This is a genomic window from Pseudomonas sp. R19M (assembly GCF_050312585.1).
Classification (GTDB): Bacteria; Pseudomonadota; Gammaproteobacteria; order Pseudomonadales; family Pseudomonadaceae; genus Aquipseudomonas; species Aquipseudomonas palleroniana.
This window is the reverse complement of the sequence record NZ_JBNPJV010000009.1, coordinates 1-18,629: the sequence shown is the minus strand read 5'-3', so window position 1 is coordinate 18,629 and position 18,629 is coordinate 1. Positions and strand designations below refer to the sequence as shown.

The window sequence follows — 18,629 nt, the reverse complement described above, 5'->3', positions numbered from 1 at the left end:
CGGGTCGCCTTTTTCATGGGTTTGAAATCCACTTTGCCGGTCACTGCTGGGCAAATGTGGGAGTACTTCTGGTTCCGACTCTATGCCGCTGTCTGACGAGCCTTCAGCGTACACCTAGCGACGACGATGGCCAGCACCGCCAAACTGAAGGTGGTCCAGGCCATCAGGTGAGCACCTCCCTCAAATGCCCGCGTGGCACTGTTCATCAATTCACTGGCCTGATCTCCCACCAATGTGGCTGATACCGCATGAGCGCCTGCCAATGTCTCGCTTGCCAGGCTCATCTGCATAGGCGTCAGGAAGTCGGGTAATTGCAATGTGCCGCGGTAATAGGCGGTGACAAGGCCTCCGAGCAGGGTGGTGCCGAGCACTACCCCGACTTCATAGGCGGTTTCGCTGATGGCTGATGCTGCTCCGGCTTTGGTGGGTGGGACGGCCGACAGAATCACGTCGTTGGAGACAGTAGCGATTGCACCGACGCCAATGTTCAGCAATGCAAACGCCGCCACAATCACCGTCAAACTACTGCCCAGGCCTGCAACCAACAAAAATGCGCCGGCAGTAAAGGCCAGCAGGATGGGAATCAGGACATTGACCGATACTCGCTGCGCGACCGGGACTATCAGGATGCCCACCGCAATTGCCATGATCTGACCCGGAATCAGCGCGATACTGGCGCTAAGGGGGGACATTTGCAGAACGATTTGCAGGAATTGAGTGGAGAAAAATACAAAACCTATCAGGAAAGCCAAGCTCATCAGATTAATCGTCACCGACCCGCTGAACGTCTTGTTGCGAAACAGGCCCAGGTCCATCAACGGCGTCGACAGGTGCAATTGGCGGCGTACGAATTGCCAACCGATAACCACTGCAACGCCGAAGGCCACCAGCGCGGACACATCCAGAGCATCGCTGGCGATATGCTTGATGCTATACACCAGAGCACTGAGCGCCACGATGGATTGCACAGTACTGATGGCGTCCATAGGCCCGGAAGCATCGGGCTCCGACTCAGGCAACAGCCAGGGGCCGAGCACTAATAAGGGCACCAGCACCGGTACCGCCAGTAGAAAAATCGATCCCCAGGCAAAGAACTCGAGCAGAACGCCACCAACCAAAGGTCCAAGCGCAGAACCGACCGTCAACGTTGTCGCCCAGATAGCCACGGCCATGCGCCGCTCTTCCCGGTCTTCGAAGAGTGACCGAATCAACGCCAATGTCGAAGGCATCAACATGGCACCGAAGATCCCCATACAGGCACGTCCCACGATCAGTTGGGAGGCAGTGTGAGAGTAAGCTGTCATGACTGAAACGACGGTAAACCCCAGTGACCCGATCAACAGCAGTTTTCGATGGCCTTTGCGATCACCCAGGCTACCCATGGTAATCAGCAATCCTGCCAATACCAGTGAATAGGCATCAATCATCCATAACTGCTGGCTGGCGCTAGGGTGTAACGCCTCAGCGATTTTTGGCAGTGCGAAGCCCAAGACCGTGTTATCCACGGTCACCAGCAAGACCGGTAGCATCAATATCGCTAGAGCCAACCACCGCCGAGACCGGGTTTGTCGTTTTACTTCATCAGCCGCTAAAGACATCACCGGCTCCTTCTACACATTGTGAATTGCCAAGCGTTCAGTCCAAGCAGGCGGGCCAGAGAGGCTGCGTCTACTGCAATTACGTCGAACTCCATGTTCCATATCCCTAATTGACTGGCGGTTATAAGAAGAAAAGCGTTCCCATGTTGGAACGTGACGAGCTTTGTATAATTTGTATTGAGGTGCGACCATCGAGTATTTGTTTCTTCTTGTATCGCTGTTATAAATTTACAAGTCTGACAACAGACGCCGCGAGTTTAGGGGAAACGTATTTATCTGTAGCCTCTAACGGCGGTCACCGGCTTTTTTCATGTCTGATAAATACAAGCAGCGAACAATACAGAACAAAATGCTTGGGTTTCTTCGGGTTCGCATTCGCCCCCTAAAAGCGTACTAGCGACTTGGCTCTCAGCACTGAACATGATCATGCCGATGGGCGCACCGAACTGGGTGCGCGGCGTATCGCACTCGGGTAATGTGGCCGCCGCCGGCCTGGCGGCCGGGGGATTGCTGGGTATACTTTCCAGCGACTACCAGGCCAGTCTGGCGACAAGCGAAGAGGGTGTTTTGATGGCGGGCAGGTTGATCTATCTCATCGGGCCGTCGGGTTCGGGCAAGGACAGCCTGCTGGAGGCCGCACGCCCACGTTTGCTCGAACGCGGCTGCCGCATTGTGCGCCGCGTGATCACGCGTTCGGCGGAGGCGGTGGGCGAGGCGGCGCAGGGCGTGAGCCCGCAGCAGTTTGCCGCGATGCAGGACGAGGGCGCATTTGCCCTGAGTTGGCAGGCCAATGGGCTGTCTTATGGCATCCCGAGGGAAATCGACGTCTGGCTGGCGGCGGGGGAGGATGTGCTGGTCAATGGCTCCCGAGCGCATCTGGCGCAGACGCGTGAACGCTATCCGACCTCGTTGGTGTTGCTGCTGACCGTGGATCAAGCGGTGTTGCGTGAACGCCTCATCGCACGCGGGCGTGAGTCGCTGGCGGACATTGAAGAGCGCCTGGCGCGCAACGTGCGGTTCACCGCCGAGCTGATTGCCGGCAATGGCGCGGGATTATTCGTGCTGGATAACTCCGGCCCCCTTGAGCATACCGTCGAGCGCCTGTTGTGCTGCCTGGATCACGGGGACGCGGCATGTGCCTGACGTCCGCGTTCATTGCGTAATGTAGGCGTCAGACGTGTTGGAAGTGAGACAGGGGTAACGAGAGTGTTCCACTAGTTACCGGTGCGTTTGGGTGGGTTTCTTGATGTTTTCACTTCAATAGATTGCTCGCTTGTTGCGAAGTATTTTTTCTTTATAAAACAGCTTGTTGACGGTTTGTAATAGAACAGTCAAGGCAGCTTATTGTTCGGCGGTTTTCAGGCAGTGGTCTTGCAATAAAGTCTGGGTGGCTGGCGCTTTTTATCTATGGGACTTTTATCGGGCTGGCGACGGATTGGTCAGCATCGAAAATTCATTATGGATTGTGCTCAACGCCCAAGAGTATTCATGGCATGCAGATCCCTGTCAGACATCCTTTCCTGTCACACCCCGATTCTTTGCCGTCCGAACCACCGTGCTCGAATAAAATTGATGTTTTAAAGTGGGTCGGTACACAGCGCTCCTTTAATACGGATCAAGCGGCAAAACATATAACACGCGAAGGTTGCAAGTTTTATGATCGCAATGGTGATAATAAAATCGTTGTTGGTTTTAACCTGGTTGGAGGATTTACCGAGCCTCAGAAGGTGCGTATCAGGGAAGCCTTGCAATACTGGGCGGATGTTACAAACATCAACTTTGTTGAAAATGGCTCGAACACCGATGGCCATATCACGGTCAATGGCGTGGCGGGTTCTTGGTCTGGTCACGCGTATATGCCTAACCAGTCTCAATCTCGGGTCACCGCCAATATAGGCACCGGGGGTGGCGGGGGTAAGCCGGCGATAGGCAGCGCGTTCCTGGGTTTGGCGATCCATGAACTGGGACATACCCTGGGGCTCAGCCATCCGGGCGACTACGACGGCATGGGCCACAGCTACAGCAGTTCTGCGGCCTACAAACAGGACACCAAAGCGCGCAGCGTCATGAGTTACTGGGCGGAAACCAACCAACCCGGGCACAACTTCGCCAACCAAAGCCCCTGTGCGCCCATGATGGATGATATTGCGGCGGTTCAAAGGCTTTATGGAAAGAACACCAAGACCCGAGATACCGATACCACGTATGGCTTCAACTCCAACGCCGGTCGTGAGGTTTATAGCCTCAAGCGTGCAACTGAAAAGCCGGTCTTCACGGTCTGGGACGGCGCGGGCAACGATACGCTGGATTTTTCCGGGTTTGCCCATAACCAGAACATCAACCTCGATGCCGAGGCGTTCTCGGATGTGGGTGGGCTGCGGGGAAACGTCTCCATTGCCAAAGGGGTGGTTATCGAAAATGCCATCGGCGGATACGGTGACGATACGTTGAAGGGGAACGACGGCGACAATCGCCTCAAAGGCGGCAAGGGCAGCGATAAGCTGCGTGGGGGGGCTGGATCGGACACTTTCATTTATGAGCGCATCAGTGACTCTACCCCACAAAAGCCTGACACCCTTGAGGACTTCACTAGTGGTGTCGACCGGATCGACGTTTCCGGTGTGCTTCGAGCAGCAGGCCTCAAGGACCTGAACTTCTCCGAGCGGTTCAGCGGCCAGGCGGGCGACGCCATACTCAGTCATGATTCGAATACAGGCCGTTACCGCCTGGCTGTGGATACGACAGGGAGCGGCGAGGCTGATCTGCTGATCCTCAGTCGTGGCCAGATCAAGCAGACGGATGTGATCTGGAGCGCCCCTGGGCCGACGGTCGCACCAAATGTGGAACCCGCTCCTGAACCAGAACCAACCATTGAGCCTGAGCCTGAGCCTGAGCCTGAGCCTGAGCCTGAGCCTGAACCGATTCCGGACTCGGCTCCGGCCCCGCTCACGTTCGGCTTGGCTGGGCTCGTCAAAAGAACGGTGAATAAACTCTCCACGACGGCCATCGGCTGGGTAAGCCGAATATTTTCATGGTTCAAATAATGCCAAGCCAGTTTGTACCCTGTGCGGGTGAGTACCTAGTGTTTAAAGACAGCGCGTTACAGGATTTGAGGTTATTTTAAAAGCGGTTGGCCTGTTGTCTTTAGTTTTAAAGGGGGTTGGAAGGTTTTTGTCAAAGTTTGCATTGGTGTTTTTGTATTGCTCTTCTTGTCAGAGTGGGTGAGTGTTTTAGTCTGAAATAAATAAGCTGTTGTCGCGCTTTTTTTGTCGTGAGAATTTAGAGCTGCTTTGATCGGATGCTCATTTATTTCCTATGTGTATTTGATTCCGGCAATGGGTTTTAATTGTTTGTATTCGAAATATTTTCTGGATGGAGAGTGTTGGCTTATGACGGTTCATGGCTCTAATATCAGTTTTCAAACGTATAGTTCATCGCGCTTTGCGGAGCAGTCTACTTTGAGTGGTCGGCCTGATGATACGATGATGTCCAGTACTTCTCGCCTGCACAACTACCACACCCGTAGTCATTTTTCGTCCACGGTAAATGTCCTGGCACCCAACGTACTCGACAGGGGATGGGCGGGCCCGGGGAACGCAAACCTACCGTCCGCCTCCGGCGGCAATCAGCAGATTATGGCGGGGTTTCCAGGGGGGAGCGAAGTGATGAGCCTGTTCGCCAGGGCCTATATGAAATTCCAGCAGGCTTTTACCCGATACGCGCCATGGGGGAGTGCGCATCCGCGCCCGGCATCTGAACCCAAGCCTGGTCCGAAGGCTGTCTTGGCGGCATGCCCAGCCCCTGTGCTGGAGCCAAGCCCGAAGCCTGAGCCGCGTCCGGCGCAACATTTTCCGGGCGATACCCGGTATGGGTTCAATTCGAATACCGGGAATACTCAAACTTCCCTGGTATCTACCTATGACAGACCATGGTTCAGCGTCAAGGATGCAGGGGGCAACGATACCTTGGATTTTTCCGGGTTCAAGCAGCATCAGGTTATCAATCTGGGGGCGGGTACTTACTCCAGTGTCGGTGGGATGGCTAACAATGTGTATATCAGCCGCGAGTCGAAGATTGAAAATGCTGTGGGGGGGGCAGGCAACGATCGGATAATCGGTAACTCATCTGATAATGTCCTGCTTGGGGGGGAGGGCGCAGACACATTGAGTGGCGGCGGCGGGAGTAATGTCTTCAAATATAATGCGGCAGCTGACTCCACTTACGAGAATGCCGACCTGCTCACGGATTTCAAGACAGGTTGGGACAAGATTGATTTGTGCGGCATGGCAAATGCGGCTGGCGTCAGGCTGAACCTGGTGCACAGCTTCACGGGGCGACCCGGTGACACAATCATTAAATACAATGCAAACAGCGGGCGCTATTTTATGGCGGTCGACATGTCGGGTAATCGCCACAGTGACTTCCTGATAAAGAGTACTCGGCCTTTCGGCCCGGAGGATGTCATCGGATTGTCCTGAACACATGAGCCGTGCGCTCGACTGATGTGCACGGAAACATTGCGTTGATCCCCTCGCTGTAACTATCAGCCTCATATTTATCTATTTACAGGCTTGAAACGCGCCCTGGCTTCGCGTTCAAGCCTGCTTTCTGATTCAGCATGGCAGCCTGAAGGTTCCGTGTCGGCGCTATCAACCCCTCCTGGCATGATCCTTCCCCCTACTTAGCTTTGCTGAGGCAAATGTGTGCACTTGGCCGTCTTGTCGACCTGGTTGACGCATTCGCCTGCATTTTACTTTTTTTGCTCCGAAGGTTTGATTTGTCAGGCAGGAATAATGCTGTAGGCATTAATTTACCGACGCGAGACAGAGAATAATCTATTTTTTTGAAATGTTGAGTTTTTCACTCAAGCCAGATTCTTAGATCCTTGTCTTGAATGGATAGTTATGTAGTCATAGTAAGAGAGGGGGTGTTTAACTTTGAGTTTTTGATGAGGTTGGTGTTATCTGATTGTGAGCAATGCGATGAAATTATTCTGATTTTTAGTGTACTTTATAATTTGTTTTTTCTGCAAAGTCAGTGGCTTATGAAGGTTCTACGTGTGTGTCTGAGGTGGGGGTGGTTTCAGGGTTTTGCGTGGTTAAGGAAAAGTGTGATCAGGATTTAGAATGTGTCAGGGTGAATTAATTAGTGTCTGGAACGCCAAGCGGCTGTGTGCGAACTTAAGGGTGTGCCGACAACTAGTGCCGCTCTTGATGAGCGGGGATTCGGTATCTCGAGTTTGACAATTGTTTACCCCGAGTTTGATTGAAATGAGGACTATGGTTTATGAGAGTACCCGGACCGCCCGCTACTGCCGTTAGTGTAAATAAGGCGTCTAATCCCTGGAGCAGTATCAGCCCTGGGCAGCCTATCAAGACGTACACCTTGGGCAGTAAGAAGGCCGTATTAACAACAGAGCAGGCTGGGAAAAAAATTACCCGAGGTGGCTACCGGTTTCATGACCGCGATGGCGACAAGAAAATTGACTTATCGTATCGGATCGCCAAGGGCTTCACTCCGCAGCAGGCGGATCAGGCCAGGCAAGCACTGCAATCTTGGCAGGATGTCGCCAATGTGACGTTTACTGAAAACGCGCAAAAAGCCGACGGCCATGTCGATATCAATGATATGGCTGGAACACCTTCTGGCGTGGCCTCGCTCCCCAATAAGTCAATGAATCGAACATTCGCAAATATTGGGACCCTGGGTGTGGGGGCAGACCCGAAGATCGGCAGTTTTTTCCGTGAGGTGCTCATCCACGAAATCGGCCATTCCATCGGGCTGGAACACCCAGGTGGTTATGATGGTTTTGGCGACTATGGGCTTCACGCGGAGTATGCGGGGGATACCCGGGCGCGCTCGGTGATGAGCTACTTCTCGGAAAAGAATCAGCCCGGGCACGATTTCAAGTCGCTGAACCCCTCTGCGCCGATGATGGATGACATTGCGGCTATTCAGAAACTCTACGGCGCGAACAACAAAACCCGTAATACCGATACCACATACGGGTTCAACTCCAATACGAACCGTGAAGCCCTTAGTTTGAAGGCGGACAGCGACAATCCTATTTTCTGTGTGTGGGACGGTGGTGGGAACGATACATTGGATTTTTCCGGGTTTTCACAGAATCAGAAGATCAATCTCAATGCTGAGTCGTTTTCAGACGTAGGAGCGTTAAAGGGCAATGTCTCCATCGCCAAGGGTGTCGTGGTGGAAAATGCCCTGGGCGGCAAGGGAAATGACACGCTGCTGGGCAATCAGGTGGCTAACCGCCTCAAAGGCGGCGGCGGCGCAGATCGTCTGCAAGGCGGTGGTGGGGGCGACACTTTTGTCTATGACCGGGCAAGTGACTCCACCCCGGACAACCCCGATGTCATTCTGGATTTTGAAAGTGGCGCAGATACGATTGATCTCTCTGCGGTCCTGAAAGCTACAGGTATCAAAGCGGTCAAGTTCGTCGATCATTTAACCGGTCAACCGGGTCAAGTCGTGCTCAGGTACGACGCGGGTAGTCGCGAGGGAAGCCTGGCATTGGACCTGACGGGCAACGGCAAGGCGGATCTGTTGATAAATAGCATTGGCCAGATGAAGGCGGGGGATGTCCAGGCGAATGGCGAAAATCCGGCACCCTCGCCCGTGCCGAAGGAGCCCAGGCCGGAGCCACGTCCTGTGCCGCAGGAACCCAGGCCGGAGCCACGTCCTGTGCCGCAGGAGCCCAGGCCGGAGCCACGTCCTGTGCCGAAGGAACCCAGGCCGGAGCCATGCCCTGTGCCGCAGGAGCCCAGGCCGGAGCCATGCCCTGTGCCGAAAGAGCCCAGGCCGGAGCCATGCCCTGTGCCGAAGGAACCCAGGCCGGAGCCATGCCCTGTGCCGAAGGAGCCCAGGCCGGAGCCACGTCCTGTGCCGAAGGAACCCAGGCCGGAGCCATGCCCTGTGCCGAAGGAGCCCAAGCCAGCCCCACGTCCGGATGTCTGCGAGCCGAAGACAGACCCGCGTCCACGACCTCCAGCGGATCTTTGCGGGCCGCAGGTGGGCCCTGGGGGCCTGAATGACGCACATAGATTCCATGCCAAATCTGCGGAGCATCGATCGACGCTGGTGTCGGCCTTTGATAGCGCTGCATTTACGGCGCGGGCATGGCAAATCGATCCATTAAATAATAAAAATGTGTGAAATATATTTAAGTAAGTTGTGTTACTTGAATAGTTGATCCTCTCGCTGATCGCTTGATCAGTCTAAATCCAGTGTGATGAGAATGGTCTTTTGGCATCGCTCAGAAAATTAAGGTGGTGCATTAATCGCCTTGGTGTGTGAGCTATGGCTCGAAAGTAATTATTTAATAATTCGTAAGTTCTACTGTTGCGAAGTGTTGGGCCGTTGTTTTTTTAACTTAAAGAGAAAAGTAATTATGATTAATATGAATGCACCCGTTGTAAATTTCCATGCATCCACCAATGTGGTTCCTCAGCTGTTACCCATTGTACATAACCCATACGAGCACTCGCTTATTGAAAAACAGACCTCTACGCGGTCTCCGTTGCTCGGTTTGTCTATGTCGGTGACAAATGGGTTTTCCAGTCTTCAGCGCCTTTATGGATCAAACCCGAATGTCGGTGTGCCCTCCAAGTTATTGCAGCCTGGAGAAACAGCCTTGAGCAACTTATCTTTCGCGGCCATCATCGGCTTCAGCGGTAACGTAGCCACTGCCAGCTGTGAGCCTATGCCTCAGGGAGATGAACCTCGGCCAACTCCAGAACCCAAGCCTCAGGGTGAAACGAAACCTGCTGATGCAAAGCCTAAAGGTGAACCCAAGCCCGTCGGTGATGCGAAGCCTAAAGGTGAACCCGAGCCCGTCGGTGATGCGAAGCCTAAAGGTGAACCCGAGCCCGTCGGTGATGCGAAGCCTAAAGGTGAACCCGAGCCCGTCGGTGATGCGAAGCCTAAAGGTGAACCCAAGCCCGTCGGTGATGTGAAGCCTAAAGATGAAACCAAACCTGCCGGTGACGCGAAGCCTAAAGATGAAACCAAACCTGCCGGTGACGCGAAGCCTAAAGGCGAAACCAAACCCGCTGGTGATGTGAAGCCTAAAGGCGAAACCAAACCTGCCGGTGACGCGAAGCCTAAAGATGAAACCAAACCTGCCGGTGATGTGAAGCCTAAAGGCGAAACCAAACCCGCTGGTGATGTGAAGCCTAAAGGCGAAACCAAACCCGCTGGTGATGCGAAGCCTAAAGGCGAAACCAAACCCACCGATGACGCGAAACCTGGAGTTAAAACCCTGTCGGATGACACCATCTACGGTTTCAACTCCAACACGGGTAAACCGGAAATGACCCTCACGTCCGCCTCCGACAAACCAGACTTCACCGTCTGGGACGACCGAGGAGTGGATACATTTGATTTTTCCGGTTTCGAGCAGGATCAGTCGATCGACTTGCGGGGCGGTTCACGGTCCAACGTGGGGGGATTGAGGGAAAACGTCAGGATCGCTGAGAACACGGTGATCGAAAATGCCATTGGGGGCCGTGGTAACGACCGGATCGTGGGGAATGCTGCGGACAACGTGCTGACCGGGGGCGCGGGAGCGGACACCTTGGTCGGCGGGGGCGGGTGGAACACCTTCAAGTTCAATGCCTTCGCGGACTCGACACGTACCCAAGCCGATTTATTGCTGGACTTCAACACCGGCCAGGACAAGATCGATCTGTCGCAGATGGCCATCGACGGCAAGGTTGCCTTTAACTTCGTGAATGCCTACACCGGTCAAGCGGGTGACACCCTCATCAAGTTCAATCCTCAATCGGGGCGCTACCTGCTGGCAATAGACCTGGATGGTGACGGCAAGACGGACTTCCTGATCAAAAGCACACGAATGATCAGCCCGGAAGATGTCATTGGGCTGAATATCAAGGAGGATGGCTATCTCTAAGGGGCATGCGGCGTATTTTCAATGATCGCCGTGGCATTCGTTAAAGCTGGGCAGGACTGATCGGTGATTGATCAAGTCCTGCCCTTTTGTGCATTTGAAACAATATTCCGACGGATAGAAGATCGATCAGGCGGTGGCCACCGAGACGCCACGTGCCGCACTCAGGAATCGCAACAACGCCACCAGCGGGAAGGCACTGCCTACCAGCATCACCCCCAACCAACCGCCCTGTTCATACACGCTGCTGGCAATCGCCGAGCCGAAGGCGCCGCCGATGAAGATGCTGGTCATGTACAGCGCGTTGAGGCGACTGCGGCTTTTGGCGTCGAGGGCGTAGATGGCGCGTTGGCCGAGCACCATGTTCATCTGCACGCAGAAGTCCAGGACCACGCCGGTGACGGCCAGGCCGATGACGCTGTACAGCGGGTGTACGAAGGCCGGCAGGAAGCTCAGCGCCGCGAACAACATCGCCAGCAACGAGGCGCGGTGGGTGTGGCCGGCATCGGCCAGGCGACCGGCGATGGGCGCGGCAACAGCGCCCAGGGCGCCCACCAGGGCAAACAGCGCGATTTCGCTTTGGCTCAGGCCGTGGTTGCGCGCCAGTTCCAATGGGGCGGCGGTCCAGAACAGGCTGAAGGTGGCGAACAGGCAGGCCTGATAGAACGCGCGCTGGCGCAGCAGCGGTTGCTCACGCACCAGGGTGCCAAGGGAGCGCAACAACTGAGCATAACTGGCACTGTGGTCGGGTTGGCGCTTGGGGATGGTCAGCAGCAGCACCACGCTGATAAACGCCATCAGCGCGGCGGCGGCCATGAACATCGCACGCCAGCCGAAATGGTCGGCCACCACACTGGACACCGGGCGTGACAGCAGGATACCGAGCAACAGGCCGCCCATGATGCTGCCGACCACACGTCCACGGGACTCGGCGGGCGCCAGGTGCGCGGCCAGCGGGATCAGGATCTGCACCGAGACCGAACTGAAACCGATCAGCAACGACACCAGCAGGAACAGGTTCGGCTGTTCGGTAAACGCTGCGCCCAGCAGGCTGGCGATGGCCACGACGGTCGTGGTGATCATCAGCTTGCGGTTTTCCAGCAGATCGCCCAGCGGTACGAGGAAGAACAGGCCGAGGGCGTAGCCGATCTGCGTCAGGGACACGATCAGGCTGGCCATCGCCGGGGTCAGGCCGATATCCGGTGCAATCAGCTCGATGATCGGTTGTGCGTAGTAGATGTTGGCAACGATGGCGCCGCAGCAAAACGCGAACAGCATCACCATGCTCCGGGTCATCGTGCTCGCAGTGTGGGAAGTAGCGTTCATGGTGTTCTCATAAAAGCGTAGGAAAGTGGCGCAAGCCTAAAGGCAACACCGCCGCCGGGGTAGACCGCTGGCAGTGATATCACTCATGCGCGGCATTGATGACTGAATCGTTAATTTTCTGCGCCGAGGGTGATGATACATTCAGGCACAAAGGCTGAAACAGGAAACGCTTGCGATGAAGATCACGTTGAACAAGATGCTCATGGCTTCGACCCTCGCCGCCGCCATGGCCGTGGGCTTGGCCCACGCTGCCGAGGCTCCGCGTGTCGGGGTTCGCGGCGAGATTACGGCGGTCGACGGTGACGCGCTGCAGGTCAAGGCCAACAGCGGTGAAGAGGTCACCGTCAACCTCACCCAAGCCACCCAGGTGCGCGCCGTCACGCTGGCCAGGATCGATGAAATCAAGCCCGGCAGCTATATCGGCTCGGCCGCAATGCCGAATGCCGACGGCACCCTCACGGCGCTCGAAGTGCATGTGTTCCCACCGGCCATGGCCGGCACCGGCGACGGGCACCGTGCATTTGACTTGAAGGAAGGCAGCAGCATGACCAACGGCACCGTCGGTGATCTGGTGGTCAGCAACGGTCGCACCCTGACCGTCAAATACAAGGGGGGCGAGCAGAAGATCGTAGTGCCGGAGGGTGTGCCCATCGTCAACCTGGAGCCGGGGGATCGCAGTCTGCTCAAGGCCGGGGTGAAGGTGGTGCTGTTTGCGGCGAAAGGGCCGGATGGAACGATCACCGCTCAAGCCATCTCAGCCGGCAAGGACGGCGTAACGCCGCCCATGTAACAGCCAATCACATGAACCCCAAGTGGGAGGGGGCTTGCTCCCGATAGCGGTGTATCAGTCAACTCATTCATTGACTGACACTCTGCTATCGGGAGCAAGTCGAATCGTCGCACCGCCCCTCCCACACTTTTACCAGGTTTATCTGAAAGGGTTATTGGCCAGAGTAGATCTGGTCAAACACGCCACCATCATTGAAGTGGGTCTTCTGCACTGTGCGCCAGTCACCAAAGGTTTTTTCCACCGACAGGAAGTCGACCTTCGGGAAACGGTCGGTGTACTTGGCCAGCACCTGCGGATCACGTGGGCGCAGGTAGTTGTTGGCGGCGATTTCCTGGCCTTGCGGCGACCACAGGTATTTCAGGTAGTCCTCGGCGGCCGTGCGGGTGCCTTTCTTTTCGACCACCTTGTCGACCACCGACACGGGGGGTTCGGCTTCGGCGGAGACGCTCGGGTAGATCACTTCGAATTGATCACGCCCGAATTCACGGGCGATCATTTCCGCTTCGTTCTCAAAGGTCACCAGCACGTCGCCGATCTGGTTGGTCATGAACGTGGTGGTGGCGGCGCGGCCACCGGTATCCAGTACCGGCGCTTGTTTGAACAGTTTGCCGACAAACGCCTTGGCCTTGTTTTCGTCGCCGCCGTTCTTGAGCACATAACCCCAGGCCGACAGGTAGGTATAGCGCCCGTTACCCGAGGTTTTCGGGTTGGGCACGATCACCTGCACGCCATCCTTGAGCAGGTCCGGCCAGTCTTTCAGGGCCTTGGGGTTGCCTTTGCGCACGATAAACACCGTGGCCGAGGTAAACGGTGCGCTGTTGTTCGGCAGGCGGGTGACCCAGTTGTCGGGCACCAGTTGGCCGTTGTCGACCAGGGCATTGATGTCGGTGGCCATGTTCATGGTGATCACGTCAGCCGGCAGGCCGTCGATGACCGAGCGCGCCTGTTTGCTCGACCCACCGAAGGACATCTGCAAGGTGAGCTTGTCGTTCGGGTGCTCGGCTTCCCAGTGCTTCTGGAAGGCCGCGTTGTAGTCCTTGTAGAAATCACGCATCACGTCGTAGGAGACGTTGAGCAGGGTGACCGGTGCGGCTTGGACGGCACCGGCCAGGGCCAGGCCGGCGGCCAGTAGAGACGCGCTGAGGATTTTTTTCACTGCTCATTCCTTGTTGTTCGGGAGAAGAGGGGGGCGGCAATTTGCCAGCGACTATAGCCGGGGGCGCATAGTCGCTTAAAGATTAAAACGAACTTTGCTTATTCCACTTTCTTAAACAGTGCATTACCGCATCGGGAGCAAAATGCGGCATTGGCTTCGTGGCTGTTTTTCTTGCACACCGGGCAGTCAGTGTGCAGTTGCTCGCCACGCATGGCGTTGGCCAGTTCCGCGGTGAAGATCCCGGTCGGCACGGCGATGATCGAGTAACCGGTGATCATCACCAGCGACGAAATCACTTGGCCCAATGGGGTCTTGGGCACGATATCGCCAAAGCCGACGGTGGTCAGGGTCACGATCGCCCAGTAAATGCCCTTGGGAATACTGGTGAACCCGTGCTCCGGGCCTTCGATCACGTACATCAGGGTGCCGAACACCGTGACCAGGGTGCACACGCTGACCAGGAACACCACGATTTTCTGCTTGCTGCCCCGCAGCGCCGACATCAGGTAGTTGGCCTGCTTGAGGTAGGGGCCCAGCTTGAGCACCCGGAAGATACGCAGCATGCGGATAATGCGGATGATCAGCAGGTATTGGGCGTCGCTGTAGTACAGCGCCAGAATGCCCGGCACGATGGCCAGCAAGTCGACCAACCCGTAGAAGCTGAAGGCATAGCGCAGCGGCTTGGGCGAGCAATACAGGCGCAGCCCGTACTCGATGGCGAAGATGATGGTGAAACCCCATTCGATATAGGCCAGCAGGTCGGCATAGTTATCGTGCACCGCCTGGATACTGTCGAGGATCACGATCACCAGGCTGGCAAGGATGATCAAGAGCAGGGTGCTGTCGAAGCGTCGCCCGGCCGCGGTGTCGCTCTGAAACACCATTACATACAGCCGTTGACGCCAGTTGTTGCTGTCCATGGAAGTCGCCTGAATCGAATATCGCGCCAGCCTAGGAGGATTCGAAGGGGCTGTCCATGCGGGTTTTCTGCAGTACCCGGCAGCTGGCGCGCACCAGCCAGCACGCGAGGATAAACGGCGCGGTCAGCGCCGGCAGGTGCAGCGCGGCAAAACCCGGTGTGAGTGCAATCGCCAGCAGGATGCCGAGCAACGGCAGCCAGGGGCGCCGATGGGCCTGGCTCAGCGCCAGGGCGGCGAGTGCCGGGTTGTAGCTGTGCAGGCCGAGCAGGGCGCCGGTGGGGTCATCCAGCAGCCAGCCGACCCACACGCCGCTGCCGGCGCCGATCAACGCCCATAACGCGGCGCTGCGGTTGGCCAGCAACAGGCCCAGGGCAATCAACGCGCCGGCCAGCGGTTGATCGAGCAACAGGATTTGCGCGAGCCCCGTAAAGGTGGCGGTGAGCAAGGCCACTGCATCGGGTTCGCTCAGGGCAGAGGGGCTATCAGGCACCGTGCCCAGTAGCAACCAGCCAAGGCCGACAAATGGCGCGGTGTAGGCGGGCAAGGCTTGCGCATGGGTGGCATGTTGCAGCCATTGCCGTGTGAGGATCGCACTCAAGCCGCCGCACGCCAGGATCAGTGGCGGCAGTAACGCCGACCAGGCGCAGTGCTGGCTGATCAACAACCCCAGCAGCACGCCGTTATAGCTATAGAGGCCGGCCTGCCGCTCAACCTTCGGATACCCTCGGCGCTGGGCGGTCAGCAATCCCGCCACACCGCCCAGCAGCGCCCCGCCGAACAGCGCCGGAGCGCCGATCAGAATGGCCAGCAGGCACAGCAGGCCGCATAGCGGGTGGCGTTGCAGGAAGATCTGGCTGAAACCGTTGAGCAGGGCTTCGGCCCAGTCGGGGCAGGTTGGGTTGTGCATGGTGGTCAGTCAGTTGGATTGGGTTGCCCCCAATCGGGAGCAAGCCCCCTCCCACATTTAACTGCATTTACACACACAAATTTGTGAACGCAGTTAAATGTGGGAGGGGCGGTGCGACGATTCGACTTGCTCCCGATGAGGCCCTGACAGGCGCTAAATCAACGTCTCAATCCGCAAGGAATTGGTCGACCCCAACTGTCCAAACGGCACCCCCGCTGTAATGACCAACGTATCCCCACGCTGCGCCATTCCTTGGGCCTGGGCGATCTCCAGCGCCGTGGAGCACACCTCATCCACCTGCCGCAGCCGGTCATTGACCACTGAATGCACGCCCCACGCCACGCTCAAACGCCGCGCCGTGGACAGGTTCGGCGTGAGGTTGAGAATCGGCGCCACCGGGCGTTCCCGCGCCGCACGCAGGCTGGAGTTGCCCGACTCGCTGTAGTTCACCAGCACCGCCACCGGCAGGATGCTGCTGATGCGCCGGATGGCGCAGCTGATCGCGTCGGACACCGTGGCCTGCGCCTTGGGTCGGTTGACCTCCAGTTGCGTCTGGTAGTCCGGGCCGTTTTCCACCTGGCGGATGATCTTGCTCATCATCTGCACGGCCTCCAGCGGGTAATCGCCCGAGGCGGTTTCCGCCGACAGCATCACCGCATCCGCCCCTTCAGCCACCGCATTGGCTACGTCGGTGACTTCGGCGCGCGTCGGCGCAGGCGAGAAGCGCATGGATTCGAGCATCTGCGTGGCCACCACCACCGGTTTACCCAACTGGCGGCAAGTACGGATGATGTCTTTCTGAATGTGCGGCACGCTCTCGGCCGGCACTTCCACCCCCAGGTCGCCCCTGGCCACCATGATCGCGTCGCTCAATTCGGCGATTTCCGCCAGGCGCTGCACGGCCGACGGCTTTTCGATCTTGGCCATCAGGAACGCCTTGTCGCCGATCAGTTCGCGGGCTTCGCGGATGTCTTCCGGGCGTTGCACGAAGGACAGCGCCACCCAGTCCACGCCCAGCTCCAGGCCGAAGCTCAGGTCGCGGCGGTCCTTGGCGGTCAGCGGGCTGAGTTCCAGCAAGGCTTGTGGGACGTTCACGCCTTTGCGGTCGGACAACTCGCCACCATTGAGCACGGTCGTGTCGATGGCGTCGGCGTGCTTGGTGATGACCCGCAGGCGCAGCTTGCCGTCGTCCAGCAGCAGGTCCATGCCCGGCTCCAGCGCTGCGATGATTTCCGGGTGAGGCAGGTTGACCCGGCATTGGTCGCCCGGCGTCGGGTCCAGGTCCAGGCGCAGGACCTGGCCGCGCACCAGTTGCACCTTGCCCTCGGCAAAACGTCCGACCCGCAACTTCGGCCCCTGCAGGTCCATGAGAATGCCCAGCGGGTAATTCAACTGGCGCTCCACTTGGCGAATCCACTGGTAGCGCTGGGCATGATCGGCGTGCTCACCGTGGCTGAAGTTGAGGCGGAAGATGTTTACTCCGGCTTCCACCAGTTCGCGGATATCGTCGATACCGTCGGTGGCCGGCCCCAGGGTGGCGAGGATTTTGACCTTCTTGTCAGGCGTCATGGTGGGCAGTCTCAAGGATCAGGATGGCGCGCAAGTCATTGACGTTGGTACGGGTCGGCTCGGTGACGAGCAGACCGTCGAGCGCGGCGAAATAGCCGTAGCCATTGTTGTTGTCCAGCTCGTCGCTGGCCGACAGGCCCAGGGCTTCGGCGCGGGCGTAGCTGGTGGGGGTCATGATCGCGCCGGCATTGTCTTCCGAGCCGTCGATGCCATCCGTGTCGCCGGCCAGGGCGTACACGCCGGGCAGGCCCTTGAGGCTGTCGGTGAGGCTCAGCAGGAATTCGGCATTGCGCCCGCCACGGCCATTGCCGCGCACGGTGACGGTGGTTTCACCGCCGGAGAGGATCACGCACGGCGCGGCCAACGGCTGGCCATGTTGCACGATCTGCCGGGCGATACCGGCGTGTACCTTGGCCACGTCGCGGGCTTCGCCTTCCAGGTCACCGAGGATCAGCGGGCTGAACCCCGCTTGGCGGACTTTGACCGCCACGGCTTCGAGGGATTGCTGGGGGCGTGCGATCAATTGGAAGTGGCTGCGCGCGAGCACCGGGTCGCCGGGTTTGACGGTTTCCGAGGCCGGGTCCTGCAACCAGTTGCGCACCGAGGCGGGGGCGTCGATGCCGTAGCGCTTGAGGATCGCCAGGGCCTGTTGCGACGTGCTGGGGTCACCCACCGTGGGGCCGGAGGCGATCACCGTGGCCTGGTCACCGGGCACATCGGAAATCGCATAGGTGTAGACCGTCGCGGGCCAGGCCGCTTTCGCCAATCGGCCGCCCTTGATGGCTGAGAGGTGCTTGCGTACGCAATTCATCTCGCCAATGGTGGCGCCGGATTTGAGCAGGGCTTTGTTGATGGCTTGTTTGTCGGCCAGGGTGATGCCTTCGGCGGGCAGGGCGAGCAAGGCAGAGCCGCCGCCGGAGAGCAGGAAGATCACCCGGTCGTCTTCGCCCAGGTCGCTGATCAGCCCCAGCACACGCTGTGCCACGGCCAGGCCCGCTGCATCGGGCACGGGGTGGGCGGCTTCGACCACTTCGATTTTCTTGCACGGCGCGCCGTGGCCGTAGCGGGTGACCACAAGGCCGGTGACTTCACCCTGCCAGCAGTTCTCGACGACCAAAGCCATGGCTGCCGCGGCTTTGCCGGCGCCGATCACGATCACCCGGCCGCTGCGGTCGGCGGGCAGATAAGGTTCCAGGACTTGCCGGGGGTGGGCGGCCTCGATGGCTGTGGCAAACAGCTCGCGAAGCAGGTGTTGCGGATCGACCGACATAAGCGGGCTCCCGGGAATTTTTGTTATTAGAGATGCAACCATTTCAAGCTTGAAATGCGATCAATCTGTGGGAGGGGGCCTCGACCAAACTCTGTAGTGAGCGGGCTTGCCCCGCGCTGGGTGGCAAAGCCGCCCCAACAAAGACGCCGCGGTATTTCAGGAGGACC

13 protein-coding genes are annotated in these 18,629 nt (G+C 57.8%); 6 read left to right on the top strand and 7 right to left on the bottom strand.

Annotated features, from left to right (window positions below; all coding sequences use genetic code 11):
- Positions 1 to 80: 80 nt before the first annotated feature.
- Complete coding sequence (locus ACQRBT_RS00690; RefSeq protein WP_412047164.1) at positions 81 to 1,598, bottom strand: MFS transporter; 1,518 nt, start codon at positions 1,596 to 1,598, stop codon at positions 81 to 83.
- 570 nt (positions 1,599 to 2,168) lie between these two features.
- Here ACQRBT_RS00690 and phnN point away from each other — a divergent pair.
- The 5 genes from phnN to ACQRBT_RS00665 all read left to right on the top strand — a co-directional run bounded on the left by phnN (position 2,169) and on the right by ACQRBT_RS00665 (position 10,527).
- Complete coding sequence (phnN, locus tag ACQRBT_RS00685; RefSeq protein ID WP_161548883.1) at positions 2,169 to 2,741, top strand: phosphonate metabolism protein/1,5-bisphosphokinase (PRPP-forming) PhnN; 573 nt, start codon at positions 2,169 to 2,171, stop codon at positions 2,739 to 2,741.
- A gap of 350 nt (positions 2,742 to 3,091) precedes the next feature.
- Positions 3,092 to 4,642 carry a M10 family metallopeptidase C-terminal domain-containing protein gene (locus ACQRBT_RS00680; protein ID WP_412047163.1) on the top strand — a complete coding sequence of 517 codons (1,551 nt, stop codon included), beginning with the start codon at positions 3,092 to 3,094 and terminating at the stop codon, positions 4,640 to 4,642.
- Between the two features lie 621 nt (positions 4,643 to 5,263).
- Complete coding sequence (locus tag ACQRBT_RS00675) at positions 5,264 to 6,076, top strand: M10 family metallopeptidase C-terminal domain-containing protein (RefSeq protein WP_412047162.1); 813 nt, start codon at positions 5,264 to 5,266, stop codon at positions 6,074 to 6,076.
- Positions 6,077 to 6,983: 907 nt separating this feature from the next.
- The gene (locus tag ACQRBT_RS00670) at positions 6,984 to 8,771 is read left to right on the top strand and encodes a M10 family metallopeptidase C-terminal domain-containing protein (protein WP_427851666.1); all 1,788 of its coding nucleotides are present in this window, start codon (positions 6,984 to 6,986) and stop codon (positions 8,769 to 8,771) included.
- 235 nt (positions 8,772 to 9,006) lie between these two features.
- Entirely contained in the window at positions 9,007 to 10,527 is a 1,521-nt protein-coding gene (locus ACQRBT_RS00665; RefSeq protein WP_412047160.1) for a M10 family metallopeptidase C-terminal domain-containing protein, read from the top strand.
- 126 nt (positions 10,528 to 10,653) lie between these two features.
- On the opposite strand, the gene ACQRBT_RS00660 is transcribed toward ACQRBT_RS00665, so the two are convergent.
- Positions 10,654 to 11,850: an MFS transporter gene (locus ACQRBT_RS00660; protein ID WP_161548855.1), complete on the bottom strand. Its 1,197-nt coding sequence runs from the start codon at positions 11,848 to 11,850 to the stop codon at positions 10,654 to 10,656.
- A 175-nt stretch (positions 11,851 to 12,025) separates the two neighbouring features.
- Here ACQRBT_RS00660 and ACQRBT_RS00655 point away from each other — a divergent pair, with 175 nt between their 5' ends.
- Entirely contained in the window at positions 12,026 to 12,640 is a 615-nt protein-coding gene (locus tag ACQRBT_RS00655) for a DUF5666 domain-containing protein (RefSeq protein WP_060754539.1), read from the top strand.
- Positions 12,641 to 12,791: 151 nt separating this feature from the next.
- On the opposite strand, the gene ACQRBT_RS00650 is transcribed toward ACQRBT_RS00655, so the two are convergent.
- From ACQRBT_RS00650 to ACQRBT_RS00630, 5 genes are all read right to left on the bottom strand, one after another.
- The gene (locus ACQRBT_RS00650; protein ID WP_161548857.1) at positions 12,792 to 13,796 is read right to left on the bottom strand and encodes a sulfate ABC transporter substrate-binding protein; all 1,005 of its coding nucleotides are present in this window, start codon (positions 13,794 to 13,796) and stop codon (positions 12,792 to 12,794) included.
- 98 nt (positions 13,797 to 13,894) lie between these two features.
- Positions 13,895 to 14,716: an ion transporter gene (locus tag ACQRBT_RS00645; RefSeq protein WP_060754537.1), complete on the bottom strand. Its 822-nt coding sequence runs from the start codon at positions 14,714 to 14,716 to the stop codon at positions 13,895 to 13,897.
- A gap of 31 nt (positions 14,717 to 14,747) precedes the next feature.
- Complete coding sequence (locus ACQRBT_RS00640) at positions 14,748 to 15,623, bottom strand: urea transporter (RefSeq protein WP_412047159.1); 876 nt, start codon at positions 15,621 to 15,623, stop codon at positions 14,748 to 14,750.
- Between the two features lie 153 nt (positions 15,624 to 15,776).
- Positions 15,777 to 17,192 (bottom strand): pyruvate kinase, encoded by a 1,416-nt coding sequence (gene pyk, locus ACQRBT_RS00635; protein ID WP_412047158.1) that lies wholly within the window; start codon positions 17,190 to 17,192, stop codon positions 15,777 to 15,779.
- Positions 17,182 to 18,462, bottom strand: coding sequence for a glycerate kinase type-2 family protein (locus ACQRBT_RS00630; protein WP_205345475.1), 1,281 nt, complete (start codon positions 18,460 to 18,462; stop codon positions 17,182 to 17,184). The genes pyk and ACQRBT_RS00630 overlap by 11 nt, the downstream gene beginning before the upstream one ends.
- Positions 18,463 to 18,629: the final 167 nt, after the last annotated feature.